Annotated in this window: 16 protein-coding genes; 11 read left to right on the forward strand and 5 right to left on the reverse strand. The window is 33.2% G+C overall.

The window, feature by feature from the left end:
- Positions 1-3: 3 nt before the first annotated feature.
- Positions 4-684, reverse strand: coding sequence for an SDR family NAD(P)-dependent oxidoreductase (locus AAON49_RS10580; RefSeq protein WP_349554498.1), 681 nt, complete (start codon positions 682-684; stop codon positions 4-6).
- 132 nt (positions 685-816) lie between these two features.
- On the opposite strand from AAON49_RS10580, the gene AAON49_RS10585 reads away from it, so the two are divergent.
- Together AAON49_RS10585 and AAON49_RS10590 are read left to right on the forward strand one after the other, a co-directional pair.
- The gene (locus AAON49_RS10585; protein WP_349554499.1) at positions 817-2097 is read left to right on the forward strand and encodes a metal-dependent hydrolase family protein; all 1281 of its coding nucleotides are present in this window, start codon (positions 817-819) and stop codon (positions 2095-2097) included.
- 69 nt (positions 2098-2166) lie between these two features.
- On the forward strand, positions 2167-3180 hold the full coding sequence (locus AAON49_RS10590) for a hypothetical protein (RefSeq protein ID WP_349554500.1): 1014 nt from the start codon (positions 2167-2169) through the stop codon (positions 3178-3180).
- Here the strand turns inward: AAON49_RS10590 and AAON49_RS10595 are convergent.
- Positions 3170-4681, reverse strand: a complete 1512-nt coding sequence (locus tag AAON49_RS10595; RefSeq protein WP_349554501.1) for a hypothetical protein — start codon at positions 4679-4681, stop codon at positions 3170-3172. The genes AAON49_RS10590 and AAON49_RS10595 overlap by 11 nt on opposite strands.
- Before the next feature lie 41 nt (positions 4682-4722).
- Positions 4723-5766 carry a glutaminyl-peptide cyclotransferase gene (locus AAON49_RS10600; RefSeq protein ID WP_349554502.1) on the reverse strand — a complete coding sequence of 348 codons (1044 nt, stop codon included), beginning with the start codon at positions 5764-5766 and terminating at the stop codon, positions 4723-4725.
- Between the two features lie 170 nt (positions 5767-5936).
- On the opposite strand from AAON49_RS10600, the gene AAON49_RS10605 reads away from it, so the two are divergent.
- Entirely contained in the window at positions 5937-6188 is a 252-nt protein-coding gene (locus AAON49_RS10605; protein ID WP_349554503.1) for a type B 50S ribosomal protein L31, read from the forward strand.
- A gap of 213 nt (positions 6189-6401) precedes the next feature.
- On the opposite strand, the gene gcvP is transcribed toward AAON49_RS10605, so the two are convergent.
- Positions 6402-9251 (reverse strand): aminomethyl-transferring glycine dehydrogenase, encoded by a 2850-nt coding sequence (gene gcvP, locus AAON49_RS10610; protein ID WP_349554504.1) that lies wholly within the window; start codon positions 9249-9251, stop codon positions 6402-6404.
- Positions 9252-9375: 124 nt separating this feature from the next.
- On the opposite strand from gcvP, the gene AAON49_RS10615 reads away from it, so the two are divergent.
- On the forward strand, positions 9376-10194 hold the full coding sequence (locus AAON49_RS10615; protein ID WP_349554505.1) for a UbiA prenyltransferase family protein: 819 nt from the start codon (positions 9376-9378) through the stop codon (positions 10192-10194).
- Positions 10195-10296: 102 nt separating this feature from the next.
- Positions 10297-12189 carry a phosphoglycerate dehydrogenase gene (gene serA, locus AAON49_RS10620; protein ID WP_349554506.1) on the forward strand — a complete coding sequence of 631 codons (1893 nt, stop codon included), beginning with the start codon at positions 10297-10299 and terminating at the stop codon, positions 12187-12189.
- A gap of 2 nt (positions 12190-12191) precedes the next feature.
- Here serA and AAON49_RS10625 read toward each other — a convergent pair whose 3' ends face one another.
- Positions 12192-12950, reverse strand: coding sequence for an IclR family transcriptional regulator (locus AAON49_RS10625; protein WP_349554507.1), 759 nt, complete (start codon positions 12948-12950; stop codon positions 12192-12194).
- Positions 12951-13039: 89 nt separating this feature from the next.
- Here AAON49_RS10625 and kynU point away from each other — a divergent pair, with 89 nt between their 5' ends.
- The 6 genes from kynU to AAON49_RS10655 are packed head-to-tail and all read left to right on the forward strand — an operon-like array spanning position 13040 to position 18484.
- Positions 13040-14308, forward strand: coding sequence for a kynureninase (kynU, locus tag AAON49_RS10630; RefSeq protein WP_349554508.1), 1269 nt, complete (start codon positions 13040-13042; stop codon positions 14306-14308).
- A complete protein-coding gene (locus tag AAON49_RS10635) occupies positions 14298-14672 on the forward strand; it encodes a DUF6980 family protein (protein ID WP_349554509.1) in 375 nt (124 codons plus the stop codon). Before kynU ends, AAON49_RS10635 begins: the two co-directional genes overlap by 11 nt.
- Entirely contained in the window at positions 14665-16044 is a 1380-nt protein-coding gene (locus AAON49_RS10640) for an FAD-dependent oxidoreductase (RefSeq protein ID WP_349554510.1), read from the forward strand. Before AAON49_RS10635 ends, AAON49_RS10640 begins: the two co-directional genes overlap by 8 nt.
- Before the next feature lie 5 nt (positions 16045-16049).
- On the forward strand, positions 16050-16574 hold the full coding sequence (locus tag AAON49_RS10645; protein ID WP_349554511.1) for a DUF1697 domain-containing protein: 525 nt from the start codon (positions 16050-16052) through the stop codon (positions 16572-16574).
- A 1-nt stretch (position 16575) separates the two neighbouring features.
- On the forward strand, positions 16576-16977 hold the full coding sequence (locus AAON49_RS10650) for a RidA family protein (RefSeq protein WP_349554512.1): 402 nt from the start codon (positions 16576-16578) through the stop codon (positions 16975-16977).
- 1 nt (position 16978) lies between these two features.
- Positions 16979-18484: a M20/M25/M40 family metallo-hydrolase gene (locus tag AAON49_RS10655; protein WP_349554513.1), complete on the forward strand. Its 1506-nt coding sequence runs from the start codon at positions 16979-16981 to the stop codon at positions 18482-18484.

An 18484-nucleotide genomic window follows, 5' to 3' on the forward strand; every position in this document is an offset into this window, starting at 1 on the left:
ATTTTAAGGTGTTGAGCTAGAAACTTGTAAGACTTTTCCGTTGTAATATTGGCTTCCGGTAAGCGCGAAATTGTAGATATAATCTGCCATTTCTGTTGCCGATAAGGGAGCTTTGTATCCAGGAAAAGCTTCTTCTAACATTTCTGTTTGCACAGCACCTATAGCCAATACATTAAAAGCAATTCCTTGCTCTTTGTATTCTTCTGCTAATAATTCAGATAATGTTATTACAGCACCTTTAGCAGAACTATAGGCGGCTAAACCAGGGAATTTTAGACTTCCTTGTATTCCTCCCATGCTACTTATAGTTACAACATGACTCTTTTTTGTTAAAAAAGGAATTGCTAATTGTGTGAGTTGTGTGACGCCAAAAACATTAACGTCATATACTTTTTGAAAATCTTCTTTAGTTAATTCTGTAAAAGGTTTATTTACTAAAAAACCAGCATTATGAATTAAAATATCAATTTCTTTCCATTCGTTGTTCAAATATGTTTGAACTTTATATAAATCATCACTATCGCTTAAATCTATAGAAATTGTTGTAATATTTTCTATTGATAAATCGTTTAAAGGTTTTTGATTTCTAGAAAGCGCAAGAACTTGATGACCTTTTTTTGCAAAAATTTTTGCCAATTCAAAACCAATTCCTCTGCTAGTCCCAGTTATAATTACTTTTTTCATTATCAATTAAATTCTAAATTCTAAATTCTAAATTCTTTTCTCTTTTCTCTTTTCTCTTTTCTCTTTTCTCTTTTTCTAACCAAAGACCAATCTAGTCATTTTTTCATACATTTAGGCATCAAAATAAAAACAATGAAAAAAGTACTCTTACTTCTAGCATTTATTCTTTCTTCAACTATAACAATGGCTCAAAGCACCTATATTCTTTGTGGCAAGCTTGTAGATGTAAAAGCTGGAAAGGTTCAGTCTAAAAAAACAATAATTGTTCAAAACAATAAAATTGTTAGTGTTATGGATGGGTATGTACAACCTAGAAATAAAGATGATAAGGTCATCAATTTAAAGGATAAAGTAGTAATGCCTGGTTTGATTGATATGCACGTGCATATCGAACAGGAATTTAACCCTAAGACAAGATTAGAAAGATATATTTTAAATGAAGCAGACATAGCTTTTAACTCAACAGTATACGCTAAAGAAACATTGTTGTCTGGATTTACTACCGTAAGAGATTTAGGAGGAACAGGAGTTAACATTTCAATAAAAAAAGCGATTGCTTCAGGTAAGGTTCCTGGGCCAAGAGTTTTTACAGCTGGAAAATCTCTGGCAACAACAGGAGGACATGCAGATCCTACTAATGGAGGAGCTAGAAAGTTAATTGGAGATCCAGGGCCAAAAGAAGGGGTTGTAAATAGTGTAGAGGATGCAAAAAAAGCAGTAAGACAACGATATAAAAATGGAGCAGATTGTATTAAAATCACAGCAACTGGTGGTGTATTAAGTGTTGCGAAAAGTGGCGACAACCCTCAATTTACAGTTGAAGAGATTAAAGCAATTTGTGATACTGCTAAAGATTACGGAATGCATGTAGCTGCTCATGCTCATGGTGACGAAGGAATGCAAAGAGCCATTCTTGGAGGTGTAAAGACTATTGAACACGGAACCTATATGAGTGATGAAACAATGGATTTAATGAAAAAACATAATGCTTATCTAGTTCCAACTATTACAGCAGGTAAAGAAGTGGCTGAGAAAGCAAAAATCAAAGGATTTTATCCAGCAATTGTAGTTCCCAAAGCATTAGCTGTAGGTCCGCAAATCCAAGGAACTTTTGCGAGGGCTTATAAAAAAGGAGTAGGAATTGCTTTTGGTACCGATGCAGGAGTTTTTAAACACGGAAATAGTGGTAAGGAGTTTGGATTTATGGTGGAAGCTGGGATGCCAGCTATGGAAACACTTCAATCAGCTACCATTACCAATGCTAAGATTTTAGGAATGGAAAATGAGATTGGTCAAATTAAAAAAGGATTTTTCGCAGATATTATTGCTGTAAATGATGATCCAACCAAGAAAATTTCTACTATGGAGAATGTAGTTTTTGTTATGAAAGATGGTAAAATTTATAAGAAATAATTTGATTTAAAACGTAACGAAATACGTTTCTAAGAGACATATAGGTAATCGCAATATAACGATAAGAGTATGAGAAATACCGCACTCAACTTTACCAAATATTTTCTAGTAACAATACCATTTATTATTGGAGTAAGCTTGATTTTTCTTTTGAAGTCAAGCTTTTTTTTAGATAATCCTGAAGCGCTTTCTTCAGCAATTACAATCGATTTTTTAATTACAATTCCGTTCATCTATTTTTTGATTATTCGAAAAAGAAACATCCCAAAATTTACAGTTATTACTGTGGCCGTTTTAGGTGTGGTGGTATTGAGTATTTTTTTACCTCAAGAACATAGTTCTCTTTTAAACTCTATAAAAACATACTTGATTCCAGTATTAGAATTAGGTGTGCTAAGTTTTTTGATTTACAAAGTAAGACAAGTTTCAAAAAGATATCAAAAGACATCTAATGATTTTTATACGAATCTAAAGCAAGCTGCATCTGAAGTTTTTCCGAAGAAGATTGCTACGATTTTAGTGACAGAAATATCGATGATTTATTATGGTTTTCTGAGATGGAAATCACCCAAACTAACAGAAAACGAATTTAGTTATCACAAAAAAAACGCATTGGTATCTATCTTGGCAGGATTCACTTTACTTATTGTTATTGAAACTGTTTGGTTGCATGCATTTCTAGTAAAATGGAACCTAGTTATTGGCTGGATAATTACTGTCTTAAGTGCCTATACCGGACTGCAGATTTTTGCCTTGACTAAATCAGTTATGATGCGTCCCTATATCATAGACAAGGTTGAAGAGAATTTGAATTTACGATACGGATTCTTTGTAGATACTTTCATTCCGATAAATAAAATTGAAAGCCTTGAAGTTTCATCTAAAGATCTACCTGAAGACAAAAGTGTAATTCCTTTTTCTCCTTTGGGAACTTTAGGAGAATACAATATTATCCTACATATGAAAGAAGAGATTCGTTTTTCAGGTATTTATGGATTAAAAAGAAAAGCCAGATCGATCGCAATTTATGTTGATGACAAAGAAAGATTCAAAAATCAGCTAGAAGAAATTCTTAAAAATTAATATGTTGATAAGCGCCTAAGTCTGGATTTAAGGTTCTTATTACTCCTAAAATATCATTAGGAACCTGAGCTGCTCCTGAAGCATTAGCTTGATTAATGGCATCGCTATCCTGACCAATAATAAAATCATTAGCAGAAGCATCCCTAAAATGAGAAAATCCGTTTAAAATAATATTCTGATATAGATTGCTATTTGTGAAATCCAATTCGGGAATTCCAGTAAATGTTCCGTTAAGATCGTTAAACTGAATCATTGAATTGGCTACATTAAAATTAAAAGCACTCCCATCAACTTTATCGGCAATAAACTCAATGTTATTATTTCCATCAATAATACAATTGGTAAAATTAGCTTGATTCAAATCTCTAGTTTCTGTTACTTGCTGACCTTGGTCGTTGGTAAATGTGAAAAAATTATTAATCAAAACAGCTGGTAAAGCTCTAATTCCACGATTCCAAAAATTAGCAAAAGTACTATGCGTAAAATCATAAGAACCTCCAACAATTCCAGCAAAAGAAGCTTCTCCAGCACTTCCTATGACCACATTTTCTCCTACTATACTAGTTTCTCTTCCAAGAATACCAAAGTTTGTATGATTAAAGATTTCTGTGTTGCTCAATCGTAGGGTAGGAGTAGCAGAAGTTGTTGAGTCAACTAAAATACCGATAATACCATTTTTAATTTGAGCATGATGTATCTCATTTTCTTTACTTCCAGCTCGCATCCATATTGTTCCCCATTGTCCTGGAATTGTACTAAAACCATGTTCCAACCTATCACCTTCAAAGACTACTTTTTCATTTAAAGTTCCATTCACTTTTAATGTGGCGTCTCTATCGATAATCAATCCAGAATTATCATGAAAATGTATTTTAGCACCTGCATCTATAGTAAGGGTTTTGTTAGCAGCTACCGCTGCATAACCATATACTACATAGGGTCTTGTGTTGGTGAAGTTTAATTCTGAATCTTCTAAAAAACGACCTTGAATTGTGGTAGTTTGCCCATCTAAATCTAATTGATCTATATCCATTGTAATAGGATCCCTACCTGGAAAAATAAAAGTAGCATCTTGAACCAATGTTACTAAATCTACATCTTGTTGATTGGTTCCATTATCAAATAAAATTCGATCTGTATACAAAGGATTGGAAACAGAGCTAATATCTATGGTGGTTTCTACAAAAATAAAGATACTGTCCTTAGCAAGGATATCTATATTTTCAAATGTTTTTCCAGGAATTCCATCAACATTTAATCGATAGTTAGAAGTGTTTCCTCTTTCTAAGCCAATACTAGGAACAGTGATATCTTGATTGCTTCTATTATATACTTTTAAATTGTATGTAGCAGAACCTATGTTGGTAAAGACAGTATCTAAATAAACAGTATCTCTAGAAAATTCTAATTCACCAAAACTAGGAATTGTGCTAAAATCTTTTCTACAAGATGTTATTGAAACAGCAAGAATGATAAAAAAAAGGAAAACAAAATTTCTCATCGAAACAATTTGTATAAAAGTATAACTTTTAAACGATTTGATTATTGTTGTTTGATTAATTCTATCTCGTATAACTTCTTCCAGTTTTTACCAGTTACAAACAAACGATTATTCTCTTTGTCATATGCAATACCATTGAGTACATCATCTTCTTTTAGAGTTTGAGTTTTTCTCATCTCTTTAATAAGACCCGTAAGGTTTGCTATTCCTTCTACAATACCGTTTTCTGGATTTATAATAGCAATTAATGGTTTCTGCCAGTAGTTTGCATATATTTTTCCATTAATATATTCTAACTCATTTAATTTTGGAATCTTCTGTTTGTGATTATAAGCTTGAATTGACCTTTTCTCTTTTTGAGTAGTAGCATCTAAAAACCAAATTCTATTAGTTCCGTCAGATTTAATCAATTCATTTTCGCTATGAGTTAATCCCCAACCTTCTTTACTTCTTCCATAAGCAAATTCTTTTTCTTTTTTAAAGGTTTCTAAATCATAGATGAACCCTTTGTTAGCTTTCCATGTTAAAAAATAAACTTTGTTGTCATAAATAGTCATACCTTCACCAAAATAACGTTCATCGATATCTATTTTTTGAACAACCTTACCTGTTTTTAGCTCTACTTTTCTAATGGTAGACTGACCTTTTCTTCCTGTACTTTCATATAGAAACCCATTGTGATATTCTAGTCCTTGAGTAAAAGCATTTCCATCATGAGGATAGCTATTGATAATTTTGTATGTATAAGCTTGATAAGGAATATTAGAAAAAACTTCTACTGAATTGTTTACACGTTTGGTTTTTCCCTCACCATAATATACCATTGCAGAAATCATTTGTTTACCAACGCCATAATCTTTTGTGTCAAGTGTAAAAGAATTATTCTGAGCAGATACTTCTTTCCCATTTACAAAAAAGAGTGCTTTTTCAAAAGACTGATTGTTTTCTTCTTTTAAACTAATAGTGATTTTATCGTTTAGAACAGCTTTTTTAGGTGTGTTAATTGTAAACCTATACGATGTCTCGCAAGATGTTAAAACGATGATTGTCAGTGCTAAAAGTGAAAATAGACGAATTGATTTCATGTAGAATTATTTTATACAAATAAAACAATTTATTTGTTTGTAAATTCAAAAATATGGTTAAATTTGCACCCTCAATTAGCTCTACTCAAGCTTTTTGAATAAATAAAGAAGAAAGCTTTACCAACTTTGTTCTTGTAAAAGTAAAACATAAGTATTTAAAAGTCAGAAAAATGAAAAAAGGAATACACCCAGAAAATTACAGAATGGTAGCATTTAAAGATATGTCTAACGGAGATGTATTTTTAACACGTTCAACTGCAAACACCAAAGAAACTTTAGATGTTGATGGTACTGAGTATCCTTTAGTAAAATTAGAGATTTCTAGAACATCTCACCCATTTTACACTGGTAAGTCTAAGTTAGTAGACACTGCAGGACGTATTGATAAGTTCAAAAGCAAATACGCGAAATTCAAAAAGTAATTTTGTAGCAAACAATAATAAAAAAAAAGCCTCGACATTGTCGAGGCTTTTTTTTTATGGATTTATTTCAGATTGCAATTCAATCATTTTCTTATCTGTCATTGTTGCCATTTTAGGTATGCCATTTACTACTTTGATTAATAATCCATAAAAAAAACCGCTCCAAAAGGAACGGTTTATTTAGAATTCAAAATCCGTAATTTATCAATTGATTTACGCTTCCATATAATCTTCAATAGGATTACAAGAGCAAATCAAGTTTCTGTCTCCAAAAGCTTCGTCTACACGTCTAACGGTTGGCCAGAATTTGTTTTCAGCTATATAATCTAAAGGAAATGCAGCTTCTTGTCTAGAATATGGTAAATCCCAATCATTAGCCGTAATCATCGCCATCGTGTGAGGAGCATTCTTTAAAACATTATTCGGATCTTCTTTTTTGGCAAATGCAATTTCCTTTCTAATAGAAATCATAGCATCACAGAAGCGATCTAGTTCGGCTTTGTTCTCAGATTCTGTTGGTTCAATCATTACTGTTCCTGCAACAGGGAAAGATACCGTTGGAGCATGGAATCCGTAATCCATCAAACGCTTAGCTATGTCTACTACTTCAATTCCATTTTCTTTAAAGTCACGACAGTCTATAATCATCTCATGAGCAGCTCTTCCCATTTCACCGGTATACAACGTCTTGTAATGCTCACTTAATCGCTCTTTGATATAGTTAGCATTTAAAATGGCAACTTTGGTAGAATCAGTTAAGCCTTGAGTTCCTAGCATGGTAATATATCCGTAAGAAATCAAACAAGCTAAAGAACTTCCCCAAGGAGCAGCTGAAATAGCAGTAATCGCATTTTCGCCACCAGTTGCAATCACAGGGTTGGTTGGCAAAAATGGAACCAATTGAGGAGCCACACAAATAGGTCCAACTCCAGGACCACCACCACCGTGAGGAATGGCAAAAGTTTTATGTAAGTTTAAGTGACAAACATCTGCACCAATTGTAGCTGGATTAGTCAACCCAACTTGAGCATTCATGTTTGCGCCATCCATATATACTTGTCCGCCATTATCATGGATAATTTGGGTTACTTCTTTAATAGCTCTTTCATACACTCCATGTGTAGAAGGATAGGTTACCATTAGAGCTGCTAAGTTTTCTTTATATTCAACAGCTTTTGCTCTTAAATCTTCAACATCGATATTTCCTTTTTCATCAGTTTTTGTAACCACTACTTTCATTCCTGCCATTACAGCAGATGCTGGATTGGTTCCATGAGCAGAAGCAGGAATCAAACAGATATCTCTGTGGTGATCTCCATTTGCTTGATGGTAAGCTCTAATAGTCATTAAACCTGCAAATTCACCTTGAGCTCCAGAATTTGGTTGTAAGGAAGTTCCAGCAAAACCAGTAATTACATTTAATTGATGCTCTAATTTTTTCAATACTTCTTGATATCCTTGAGCTTGATCTAAAGGAGCGAAAGGATGGATATTACCCCAGTTTGCTGAACTCAAAGGCAGCATTTCAGATGCTGCATTCAATTTCATGGTACAAGAACCTAAAGATATCATAGAATGATTTAAGGCTAAATCTTTACGTTCTAGTTTTTTGATATAACGCATCATTTCAGTTTCTGATTGATACGAGTTAAAAACTTCATTCTCTAAGAAGGTTGTGTTTCTTTTTGCTAATTGAGGAATTACATCAGCACTGGCAAATTCAGTAATCTCATTTGCTTGAATATTAAATGCATTAGCAAAAGTAGTTACGATAGCATTAATTTCTGCTAAACCTACGGTTTCATTTAATGAGATAGAAACTGTGTTTTTATCAATATAGTTGAAGTTAATCTCATTGGCCTCAGCAACTGGTCTTAAAACAGAAGTTTCAACATTAAGTTGAATTGTGTCGAAATAATGAGAATTGACTTGTTTGAATCCAAGATCAGTTAATGCTTTGGCTAAGGTTATAGTACTTTGATGTACTCGGTCTGCAATAAACTGAATTCCATCTTTTCCATGATACACCGCATACATTCCAGCCATAACAGCTAATAATACTTGAGCTGTACAGATATTTGAAGTGGCTTTTTCACGTTTGATATGCTGTTCACGAGTTTGCAAAGCCATTCGTAAAGCACGCCCACCATCTTTATCTTTTGTTACTCCAATAATTCTTCCTGGAATGCTTCTTTTGTATTTTTCTTTTGTCGCAAAATAACCAGCATGAGGTCCGCCATATCCTAAAGGAATTCCAAAACGTTGTGTAGTCCCAACCACAACATCAGCGCCAAATTCAGCTGGAGCTTTTAGCTTTACTAAAGATAAAATATCAGCAGCTACTGCTACTTTTATATCCTTCGCATTTGCTTTAGCTACAAAATCTGTATAATCATACACTTGTCCGTGTTTCCCTGGGTATTGCACAATCGCGCCAAAGAATTCCTCTGAAAAATCAAATTCTTCATGATCTCCAACAACTAATTCAATTCCAATAGGAATAGCTCTAGTTTTTAATACGGAAAGAGTTTGAGGTAAAATTTCAGCAGAAACAAAAAACTTATTCACGCCTGCTTTCTTTTGAGCTCTTTCTCTAACATTAAACAACAAAGCCATTGCTTCAGCAGCAGCTGTTGATTCATCAAGCAAAGAAGCATTTGCCAATTCCATTCCAGTTAGGTCACATACCATTGTTTGGTAATTTAATAAAGCTTCTAATCTTCCTTGAGCTATTTCAGCTTGATAAGGAGTATAAGCAGTGTACCAACCTGGATTTTCTAAAATGTTTCTCTTAATAACACTTGGTAAAATACCTTCATTGTAACCTAAACCAATATAGCTTTTAAAAACTTTATTCTTTTTTGAAAGCTCTTCAATATGATTTAAATATTCATACTCGCTCATAGGAGCGTCCAATGATAAAGAATCTTTTAGTAAAATATCATCTGGAATGGTTTCAAAAATTAAATTTTCAAGGCTATCAGCTCCAATAGTTTTGAGCATTTGTTCTTGTTCCTTTTTGTTAGGTCCAATGTGTCTACTTTGAAACAAATTTGTGTTCATTTTGTGTTATTTATTTTGCGTATCAAAAATAAGGAAAAATTGAATGTAAAATGCGTGTGATTTTATTTAAAACTAATGAAAAATTCTCTTCATAATTTTCCTAGAAAAGAATACCTATTTTTGTATGATGACATTTTTAAAGCATCTTTTTAGTTTTTATATCAATGCTAGTATTCATGTAGCGTTGTCAGTTTATGCGCTAACAAGAATTACCGAATTGTATTTTGATATTCCGTATAACGAAAACCTAAATTATTTTATTTTTTTTGGAACTATAACTGGATATAATTTCATCAAATATGCTGGAGTAGCAAAGTTCTACCATATGAGCTTGACTAAAAGTATGAGATTGATTCAGATTTTCTCATTCATCTGTTTCTGTTTGTTGTGTTATTACGGATGGCAATTATCTATAGAAACACTCATTTATTTTTCTCCGTTTGGACTTTTAACAGTGCTATATATCATTCCTTTTTTGGGAGGCTTTCAAAAAAATCTAAGAGGAATAAGTTATTTAAAGATTTTTGTTGTTGCTGGAGTTTGGTCTGGAGTTACAGCTGTTGTTCCTTTGCTGGAGAATGGCCATGAGGTGGATGTAAACCTCGTTTTATTATTTATTCAAAGATTACTTTTCATTATTGTATTAATCCTTCCTTTTGAAATTAGAGACATACAATTAGACTTCAAGGATGTAAAAACACTGCCTCAAAAAGTTGGAGTCCAACAAACAAAGCGAATTGGGTTTGGGATGTTGCTGATAGTCTTAACACTTGAATTTGTAATAACAGACTCTTTGTTCTTTAGAAATGCCTTGTTAGGAGTCAGCTTTATATTGTTATTTTTCTTGATGAGAGCCAAAGAAAATCAGTCTAAATATTATAGTTCTTTTTGGGTGGAAGCTCTTCCGATTATGTGGTGGATGTCACTATTGATTTTTCAATAATTAGAACTTGAAAAGCGGTTGAAATCGTTTTAGTAAAAAAATATACGAAAGCCCTTGTTTTATTGCTTCATTTTGTAAGTTTATGGCTTATTAATTGATGGCATGATCCACACTAAAAGAAACTTTGTATTTGATTTCGATAGCACGCTTACACGTGTTGAAGCCTTAGATGTTTTGGCGGAAATTACTTTGGTAAATAATCCAAAGAAAGATGAAATTATTAATGAGATTATTGAAATTACCAATCTAGGAATTGATGGAAAAATTTCTTTCACAGAATCTCTAGAAAGAAGAATCAAATTATTGAACGCAAAAAAATCTGATTTAACACTTCTTATAGAAGAGTTAAAAGAGAAAGTGTCACCATCTATTGAAAGAAACAAAGAGTTTTTTGAAAATTTTTCAGAAGATATTTATGTAATCTCTTGTGGTTTTAAAGAATTCATAGATGATATTGTCAAAGATTATAATATCCCATCAGAAAGAGTGTATGCTAATACTTTTGTGTTTGATGAAAATGATGTGATTGTTGGATTTGATGCAGAGAATGTACTGTCAGCCCATAATGGAAAAATTCAATGCTTAAAAGATTTGAATTTAGATGGAGAGATTCAGGTTATTGGAGATGGTTATAGCGATTATGTTACTAAGGAAGCTGGTGTGGCAGATAAGTTTTTCGCCTATACTGAAAATGTTGAAAGAGAAAAAACTATTGAAAATGCAGATCATATCGCACCTAATTTAGACGAGTTTTTATTTGTTAATAAACTCCCGAGAAATATTTCTTATCCGAAGAATAGAATTAAAATTTTGTTACTTGAAAATGTGCACCCTGATGCATTTCAAAAATTATCTGGAGATGGATTTACAGTAGAAACGGTTTCTACAAGTTTGTCTGAAGATGATTTAATTGAGAAGTTAAAAGGAGTTCATGTCTTGGGAATTCGCTCTAAAACTCAGGTGACAAAAAAAGTACTTGAATCTGCAAATAAATTAATGGTTGTTGGAGCTTTTTGTATTGGAACCAAGCAAATTGATTTAGAAGCTTGTAAAGAAAACGGAATTGTAGTTTTCAATGCACCTTATAGCAACACAAGATCTGTTGTAGAATTGGCAATTGGAGAGATTATCATGCTGATGCGTTCCGTGTTCCAAAGAAGTACAGAATTACATAATGGCCAATGGAATAAAACTGCGCAAGGATCAAAAGAAGTTAGAGGGAAAAAATTGGGAATTGTAGGATATGGAAATATTGGTAAACAATTATCAATTTTAGCAGAATCTTTAGGGATGGATGTTTATTACTATGATGTAGAAGATAGATTAGCTCTTGGTAACGCTACGAAGATTGATAAACTAGAAGATTTATTAAGAATTTCAGATGTTATTACATTGCATATTGATGATAATCCAGCAAATAAAAACTTTATAGGAAAAGAAGAATTAAATCAAATGAAAGATGGTGCTCACTTGGTAAATCTTTCTAGAGGTTTTGTAATAGATATCAAAGCATTAAAAGAAGCTTTGCAATCAGGTAAGTTGGCAGGAGCAGCTGTAGATGTATATCCTCAAGAACCAAGAGCTAACGGAGATTATCATACAGAATTAAGAGGGCTCTCAAATGTAATTTTAACTCCACATGTAGGAGGAAGTACAGAAGAGGCGCAAAAAGATATTGCTGATTTTGTTCCTAGTAAGATTATGGGATACATCAATTCTGGAAATACAGTTGATGCCGTTAACTTTCCTAACATTCGCTTGCCAAGACAAATAAATGCACATCGTTTTTTACACATCCACAAGAATGTTCCTGGTGTAATGGCTAAGATTAATCAAGTATTGGCTGAATTTGAATTAAATATCACTGGTCAATACTTATCTACAGATGCTAAAGTAGGATATGTAATTACCGATATCAATAAAGAGTATAACAAAAAAGTAATCAAAGCTTTAAAAGAAGTAGAAGGAACTATTAAGTTTAGAGTATTGTATTAAAATTACAAAAACCTCTCTATTAAAGACACTCCGTTTTGCATAATGGAAATGTATTTTTCTACCTTCTCCATTTTAAATCTGCTTGAAGGTCCTGAGGCACTAATTCCAGCAATAACCTCACCTTTTTTATTGAAAACGGGAATAGCAATGCAAATCAAACCTAACTCAAATTCTTCTAAATCTAAAGAATACCCTTGCTTTTTAATTTTATTGAATTCACTTTGAAGACTAGAGATGTTTGTAATTGTGTTCTTTGTTAAAGAGCCAAAAGTGTTTTGATACAAATAGTTTTTTTGTTTCTCTAAGGATGAAAAAGCCATCAAAAGTTTCCCTGTTGCGGTTGCATAAATAGGTTGATGGGATCCAATGGAAGTGCTAATTTTTAAACCATTCAAACTATCAGCTTTGTTGATGTAGAGTACTTGATTCTCTTTCAGAACGCCTAGTAATACAGTTTCTTCAATATCTAATGCAATATTTCTAATAGGTTGATTGCTTATGGTAGTTAAGGATTCATACAATGAAACTCGATTGCCTAACTCAAAAAGCTTGCTCCCTAAGCTATATTTTTCATTTTCATTCTGATATACAATGTGTAATGAAACTAGAGTGCTTAGCAAACGATATGTTGTACTTTTATTGTAGCCAGTTTTAGCTGCTAGCTCTCTTACTCCCCATTCTTTTTTGTCTGGAGTAAAAGCATCTAAGACTTTAAAAGCTTTGATGATAGATTGATTTAGATTTTTTACATCTTTTTCCATGTATATTTTTGAAGAGATACTTTGCTAAAGTAATAAAAAGTTGTAAATTTATAAAACGCCGTTTCACATAATGAAACGTTTTTTATAAAATGCACACAAATACTTTAGAATATGCAAAGCAATTGGATCAAAAAGATCCGCTGTCTCATTTGCGTAAAGAGTTTCATATTCCGAAAGATAAAGAAGGAAATGAGTGGTTATATTTTACTGGAAATTCTCTGGGATTGCAGCCTAAGTTAACACAACAATATATTCAGCAAGAATTAGATGATTGGGCTAAGTATGGTGTAGAAGGTCATTTTGAAGCTAAAAATCCATGGATGCCTTATCATGAGTTTCTTACTGAAACAATGGCGGAAATTGTTGGCGCAAAGCCTATTGAAGTTGTGGTGATGAACACCTTAACAACCAACCTACACTTATTAATGGTTTCTTTTTATCAACCTACAAAGACTAAATATAAAATTGTTATTGAGAGTGATGCATTTCCTTCAGATAGATATGCGGTACAATCACAATTAAAATTTCATGGTTTTGATACTGAAGACGGATTGGTTGAATGGAAACCAAGAGAAGGAGAAGAGCTGTTGCATATGGAAGACTTGGAAACTATTTTGGAAGAGCAAGGTGATGAAATAGCATTGCTATTGATTGGAGGGGTGAATTATTACACAGGACAGTATTTTGATATAAAAAGAATTGCTGAGCTTGGCCATGCTAAAGATTGTATAGTTGGAATTGATTTAGCGCATGGAGCAGGAAATATTCAACCTAATTTGCATGAAAGTAATGTAGATTTTGCTGCGTGGTGTACTTACAAATATTTAAACTCTGGGCCTGGAAGTTTATCAGGACTTTTTGTTCATGAAAAGCATGCCAATAGAAAAGATCTTCCTCGTTTTGCAGGTTGGTGGAATCATAACAAAGAAACCAGATTTAATATGCGTCAACCTTTTGATGTGATTCCTGGAGCTGAAGGATGGCAATTAAGTAATCCGCCTATATTGTCAATGGCGGCAATTAAAGCTTCTTTAGATGTTTTTGCAAAAGTGGGGATGGATGCTCTACGTAAAAAATCAATCCAACTTACGGGGTATTTTGAGTATTTGATCAATCAAATAGATTCTGATGCGATTAAAATTATAACACCCAGCGATCCAGAACAAAGAGGGTGTCAGTTGTCTGTGCAAGTGAAAAATGCAGATAAGCGTTTGCATCAAAAATTGACGGATAATAATGTGATTACAGACTGGAGAGAGCCAGACGTAATACGCTGTGCACCTGTTCCTTTGTACAATAGTTTTGAAGATGTATATAGAATGGTTGAGATTTTAAAACAAGAACTCAATGACATTTGAAGAATTTAAAAAGCTGTACGATAAGTACAACGATTTTGATTATACAAAGTCAAAATGGAATGGGGAAGAGCATGAGGCTTATGTTGATGCGATGTATGATAATAATGAGTTCTATGAATGGAAGTTAATTCAAGGATTTGAAAAAAAGAAGTTTCCATACAAAGACTTCTGTTGTGTAACTATGGCGCAAAGGATACATGAGAGTCTGGATGACGAAGGAGAAATTAAACATGATGATTATGATGTGGTCATGAACAAATGGGAAGATGGAACCTTTGGAATACCTATTCATGATGGGGGAACTTCTGTAATTGAAATTAATTTCTGCCCTTGGTGTGGAACGAATCTGAAAAAAGATGAATAAACAAGATCATATATTAATTATTGGAGCTGGTTTGTGCGGTTCATTATTAGCATTACGACTAGCTCAGAGAGGTTATAAGGTCGCAGTATATGAAAGTCGACCTGATTTAAGAGTCACCGATATTTCAGCAGGGAGATCAATCAATCTAGCCTTGTCAGATAGAGGTTTAAAAGCCTTGCGCTTAGCAGGAGTTGAAGAGAAGGCGAGAGCAATTTGTATTCCTATGAAAGGTAGATTGATGCATGATACTGAGGGAAATACATTTGAGTCTAATTATTCAGGTAGAAAAGGAGAATACATCAATTCTATTTCTAGAGGAGACCTAAATGGAATTCTATTAACGGAGGCGGAAAAGCATGAAAACGTGACCATCCACTTCAATGCAAAATGTTTGGAAGTTGATGTCGAAAATAAATGGGCGAGATTTGAGTCGCATCAAACAAAAGAGCAGTATGCAGTTAATGCAGATGTTATTTTCGGTACAGATGGAGCAGGTTCTGTTTTAAGGAAGAGTTATGAAAAACAATTCCTTGAATTTAAAGCTTCTCAAGAGTTTTTAACTCATGGATATAAAGAGTTAGAAATACCAGCAGATGCAAAAGGCAATCATCTCATTAGCAAAGATTACCTGCATATATGGCCACGAGGGAAATATATGTTAATTGCTTTACCTAATATGGATGGGAGTTTCACTGTGACCTTATTTTTAAGTTTTTCTGAAGGAGCGCATTGCTTTGATCACCTAACTTCAAAGGAAAAAATCACAAGGTTTTTTAAAGAGCAGTTTTCTGATGCGCTAAATTTAATACCAGATATTTTACACGAATTTGAAAACAATCCTACAGGTAAACTTGGAACAGTAAAATGTTACCCTTGGGCTTATAAAGGAAATACACTCTTAATGGGAGATGCTGCGCATGCAATTGTTCCTTTTTACGGACAAGGGATGAATGCTTCTTTTGAAGATGTAGTTGTGTTTGATGAGGTGTTAAGTTCAGGTGAGCGTGATTGGGAGTATATCTTTTCAGAGTTTCAAAAGAAAAGGAAGCAAGATGCTGATGCTATTGCAGATTTAGCAATAGACAATTACTATGAAATGAGAGATCATGTAGCTAATCCTATTTTTAAAGAAAAAAGAAAGATAGAAATGGCCTTAGAAGAACAATTTCCATCAGAATATTCTTCTAAATATTCGTTAGTAACCTTTAACGAACATATTGGTTATCATCAAGCAATGGTCAAAGGAAGGATTCAAGATGAAAGCTTGTTAGAAATGATTAAAACCGGAGAAATCAATATACAAGAGATAACAACCAAAGAGTATTTGAAAGAAATACTAAACAAGCTGCAGGATCGGACAGAAAGATTATAAAATACATGAATAAGTATATCATTTTACTTCGTGGAATTAACGTATCGGGAAAAAACAAACTTCCCATGCAAGAGCTGAGAAGTATGCTGAATGACTTAGGGTATAAAAATGTTGAAACATATATCCAAAGCGGAAATATCATTTTAGATACCGAGGAATCAAAAAATAGTATTGCTTCAAAGGTTAAAGAAAGTATTCAATCCAAGTTTGGGTATGATGTTCCTGTTGTTATAAGAACAGTAGAAGAATGGGAAACAACTATTGAAAATAATCCTTATCCAGTAAACGAAGAGAAAAAATTGTATTTTACATTCTTAAATGAAGCTCCTCAAAATATTGAAATTGAGGTCAATGGAGCAAAGGATGATGAGTTTACAATTTGGAAAGATGTTGTGTATTTACACTGTTTAGGAGGATACGGAAAAACAAAATTGAGTAATAATTTATTTGAGAAAAAGCTAAAAGTAATAGCGACTTCTCGAAACTATAGAACAACTATGAAGTTGTTAGAATTAGCAAAGAAAATATAATATGTCAAAAAAAGTAACACCACGAGGAGCTTACCCACATGTAAAAGTAGTAGGTGATTTTATTTTTGTTTCGGGAACCAGTTCTAGACGTCCAGATAATACAATTGCTGGAGTTGATATCATCGACGAAATGGGCACAAAACGCTTGAATATAGAAACACAGACACGTGAAGTTTTGCAAAATATAGATAGGAACCTTCAAACGGTTGGAGCGAGCTTAAAAGACGTAGTAGATGTTTCCGCATTCTTGGTGAATATGAACGATTTTGCTGGGTACAATAAGGCCTATGCAGAGTTTTTTGATAAAGAAACTGGACCTACAAGAACAACAGTAGCAGTACACCAACTACCACATCCAGATTTAGTTGTAGAGATTAAAGTAACCGCTTACAAAAAGAAATAGTTTGAAACTAGTAAAAAAAATAGCATTCTTAATTTTTATATGCTGTGGTTATTTGCATGCTCAAAACTGGGATGCTAAGATTAATCAAAAGTTTCCTGAAGTATTGAAAAATCATAAGGAACTGGTCAGCATTCCTAACCTGCCATTGAATGTTGAAAAAATGAATGAAAACATTCAATGGGTAAAAAGGCATTATGAAAAGGTGGGTTTTAAAGTATCAGAATTAGAATCATCAACATTACCCGTTTTATTAGCCGAAAGAATTATAAACCCAAAGCTGAAAACAGTTCTTTTTTATTTTCATTTAGACGGACAATCGGTGAACCCGAAAATGTGGAACCAAAAAGATCCTTTTATTCCTGTCTTAAAAGAACAAGGAAATAATGGTGACTGGAAATCAATCTCTTGGTCAAAATTAAATGGGAAAATCAATGATGATTGGCGAATTTTTGCCAGATCTGCAGCTGATGATAAAGCTCCAATAGTGATGTTCTTAAGTGCTATGGAACTATTACAAGCTCAAAAGTTACAACCTCAATTCAATATCAAAATCATTTTCGATCTAGAGGAAGAATATGGGTCAAAAGCTTTTCTGTCAACTTTGTCAAAATATAAGAAAAGGTATGCAGCTGATTATATGATTATTATGGATGGTCCTGCTCATAACAGTAATCAACCTACACTTACTTTTGGATGTAGAGGAATTGCCAGATTTAGCATCACTACCTACGGTTCTAAATTGCCACAGCATAGTGGTCATTATGGGAACTATGTGCCTAACCCCGTTTTCAGATTAACCAATTTACTGTCAACAATGAAAGGTGAAGACGGAAGGGTTCTTATCAAAGGATACTATGACGGAATTACAATTTCTCCTGAAGTGACAAAAATTTTAAACTCGGTTCCAGATAACAAAGAAGAAATAAATCGTAAACTCAAAATTAGCAAAGAAGAATCTGTGGGTAACAATTATCAAGAATCGATGCAATTCCCTTCCTTGAATATCCGCCAAATAGAAACTTCATGGAAAGGAGAAAAACTAAAAACAATTATTCCCGAGATAGCAACAGCTCATATAGATGTTCGTTTGGTTGTTGAAACCGATGGTAAAAAGCAATTGGATAAAATTAAAAATCACATTGAAGAACAAGGATTTAAAATTTTAGACAGAGATCCAACAGATGAAGAAAGAATGCAATATCCTAAAATTGTAAAATTCTTAGGGAATTCTGGAGTGAATGCTTTTAGAACAGAGTTGGATTCGCCATTTGGAAAGAAACTAAATAGCGCCTTAACAAATGCATTTGGAAAAAAACCTGTCCTAATTAGAACGATGGGAGGAACAGTGCCAATCATTCCAGCAATTAACGAATTGAAAATTCCAGCAATTATTGTTCCGATGGTGAATATGGATAACAATCAACACAATCCAAATGAAAATATTCGAATCGGAAATATACGCCAAGGCATAAAAATTTGCTTGGCTATTTTGAATACAAATTTGTAA

The sequence above is a fragment of the Pseudotenacibaculum sp. MALMAid0570 genome, assembly GCF_040151415.1.
Lineage (GTDB): Bacteria > Bacteroidota > Bacteroidia > Flavobacteriales > Flavobacteriaceae > Polaribacter.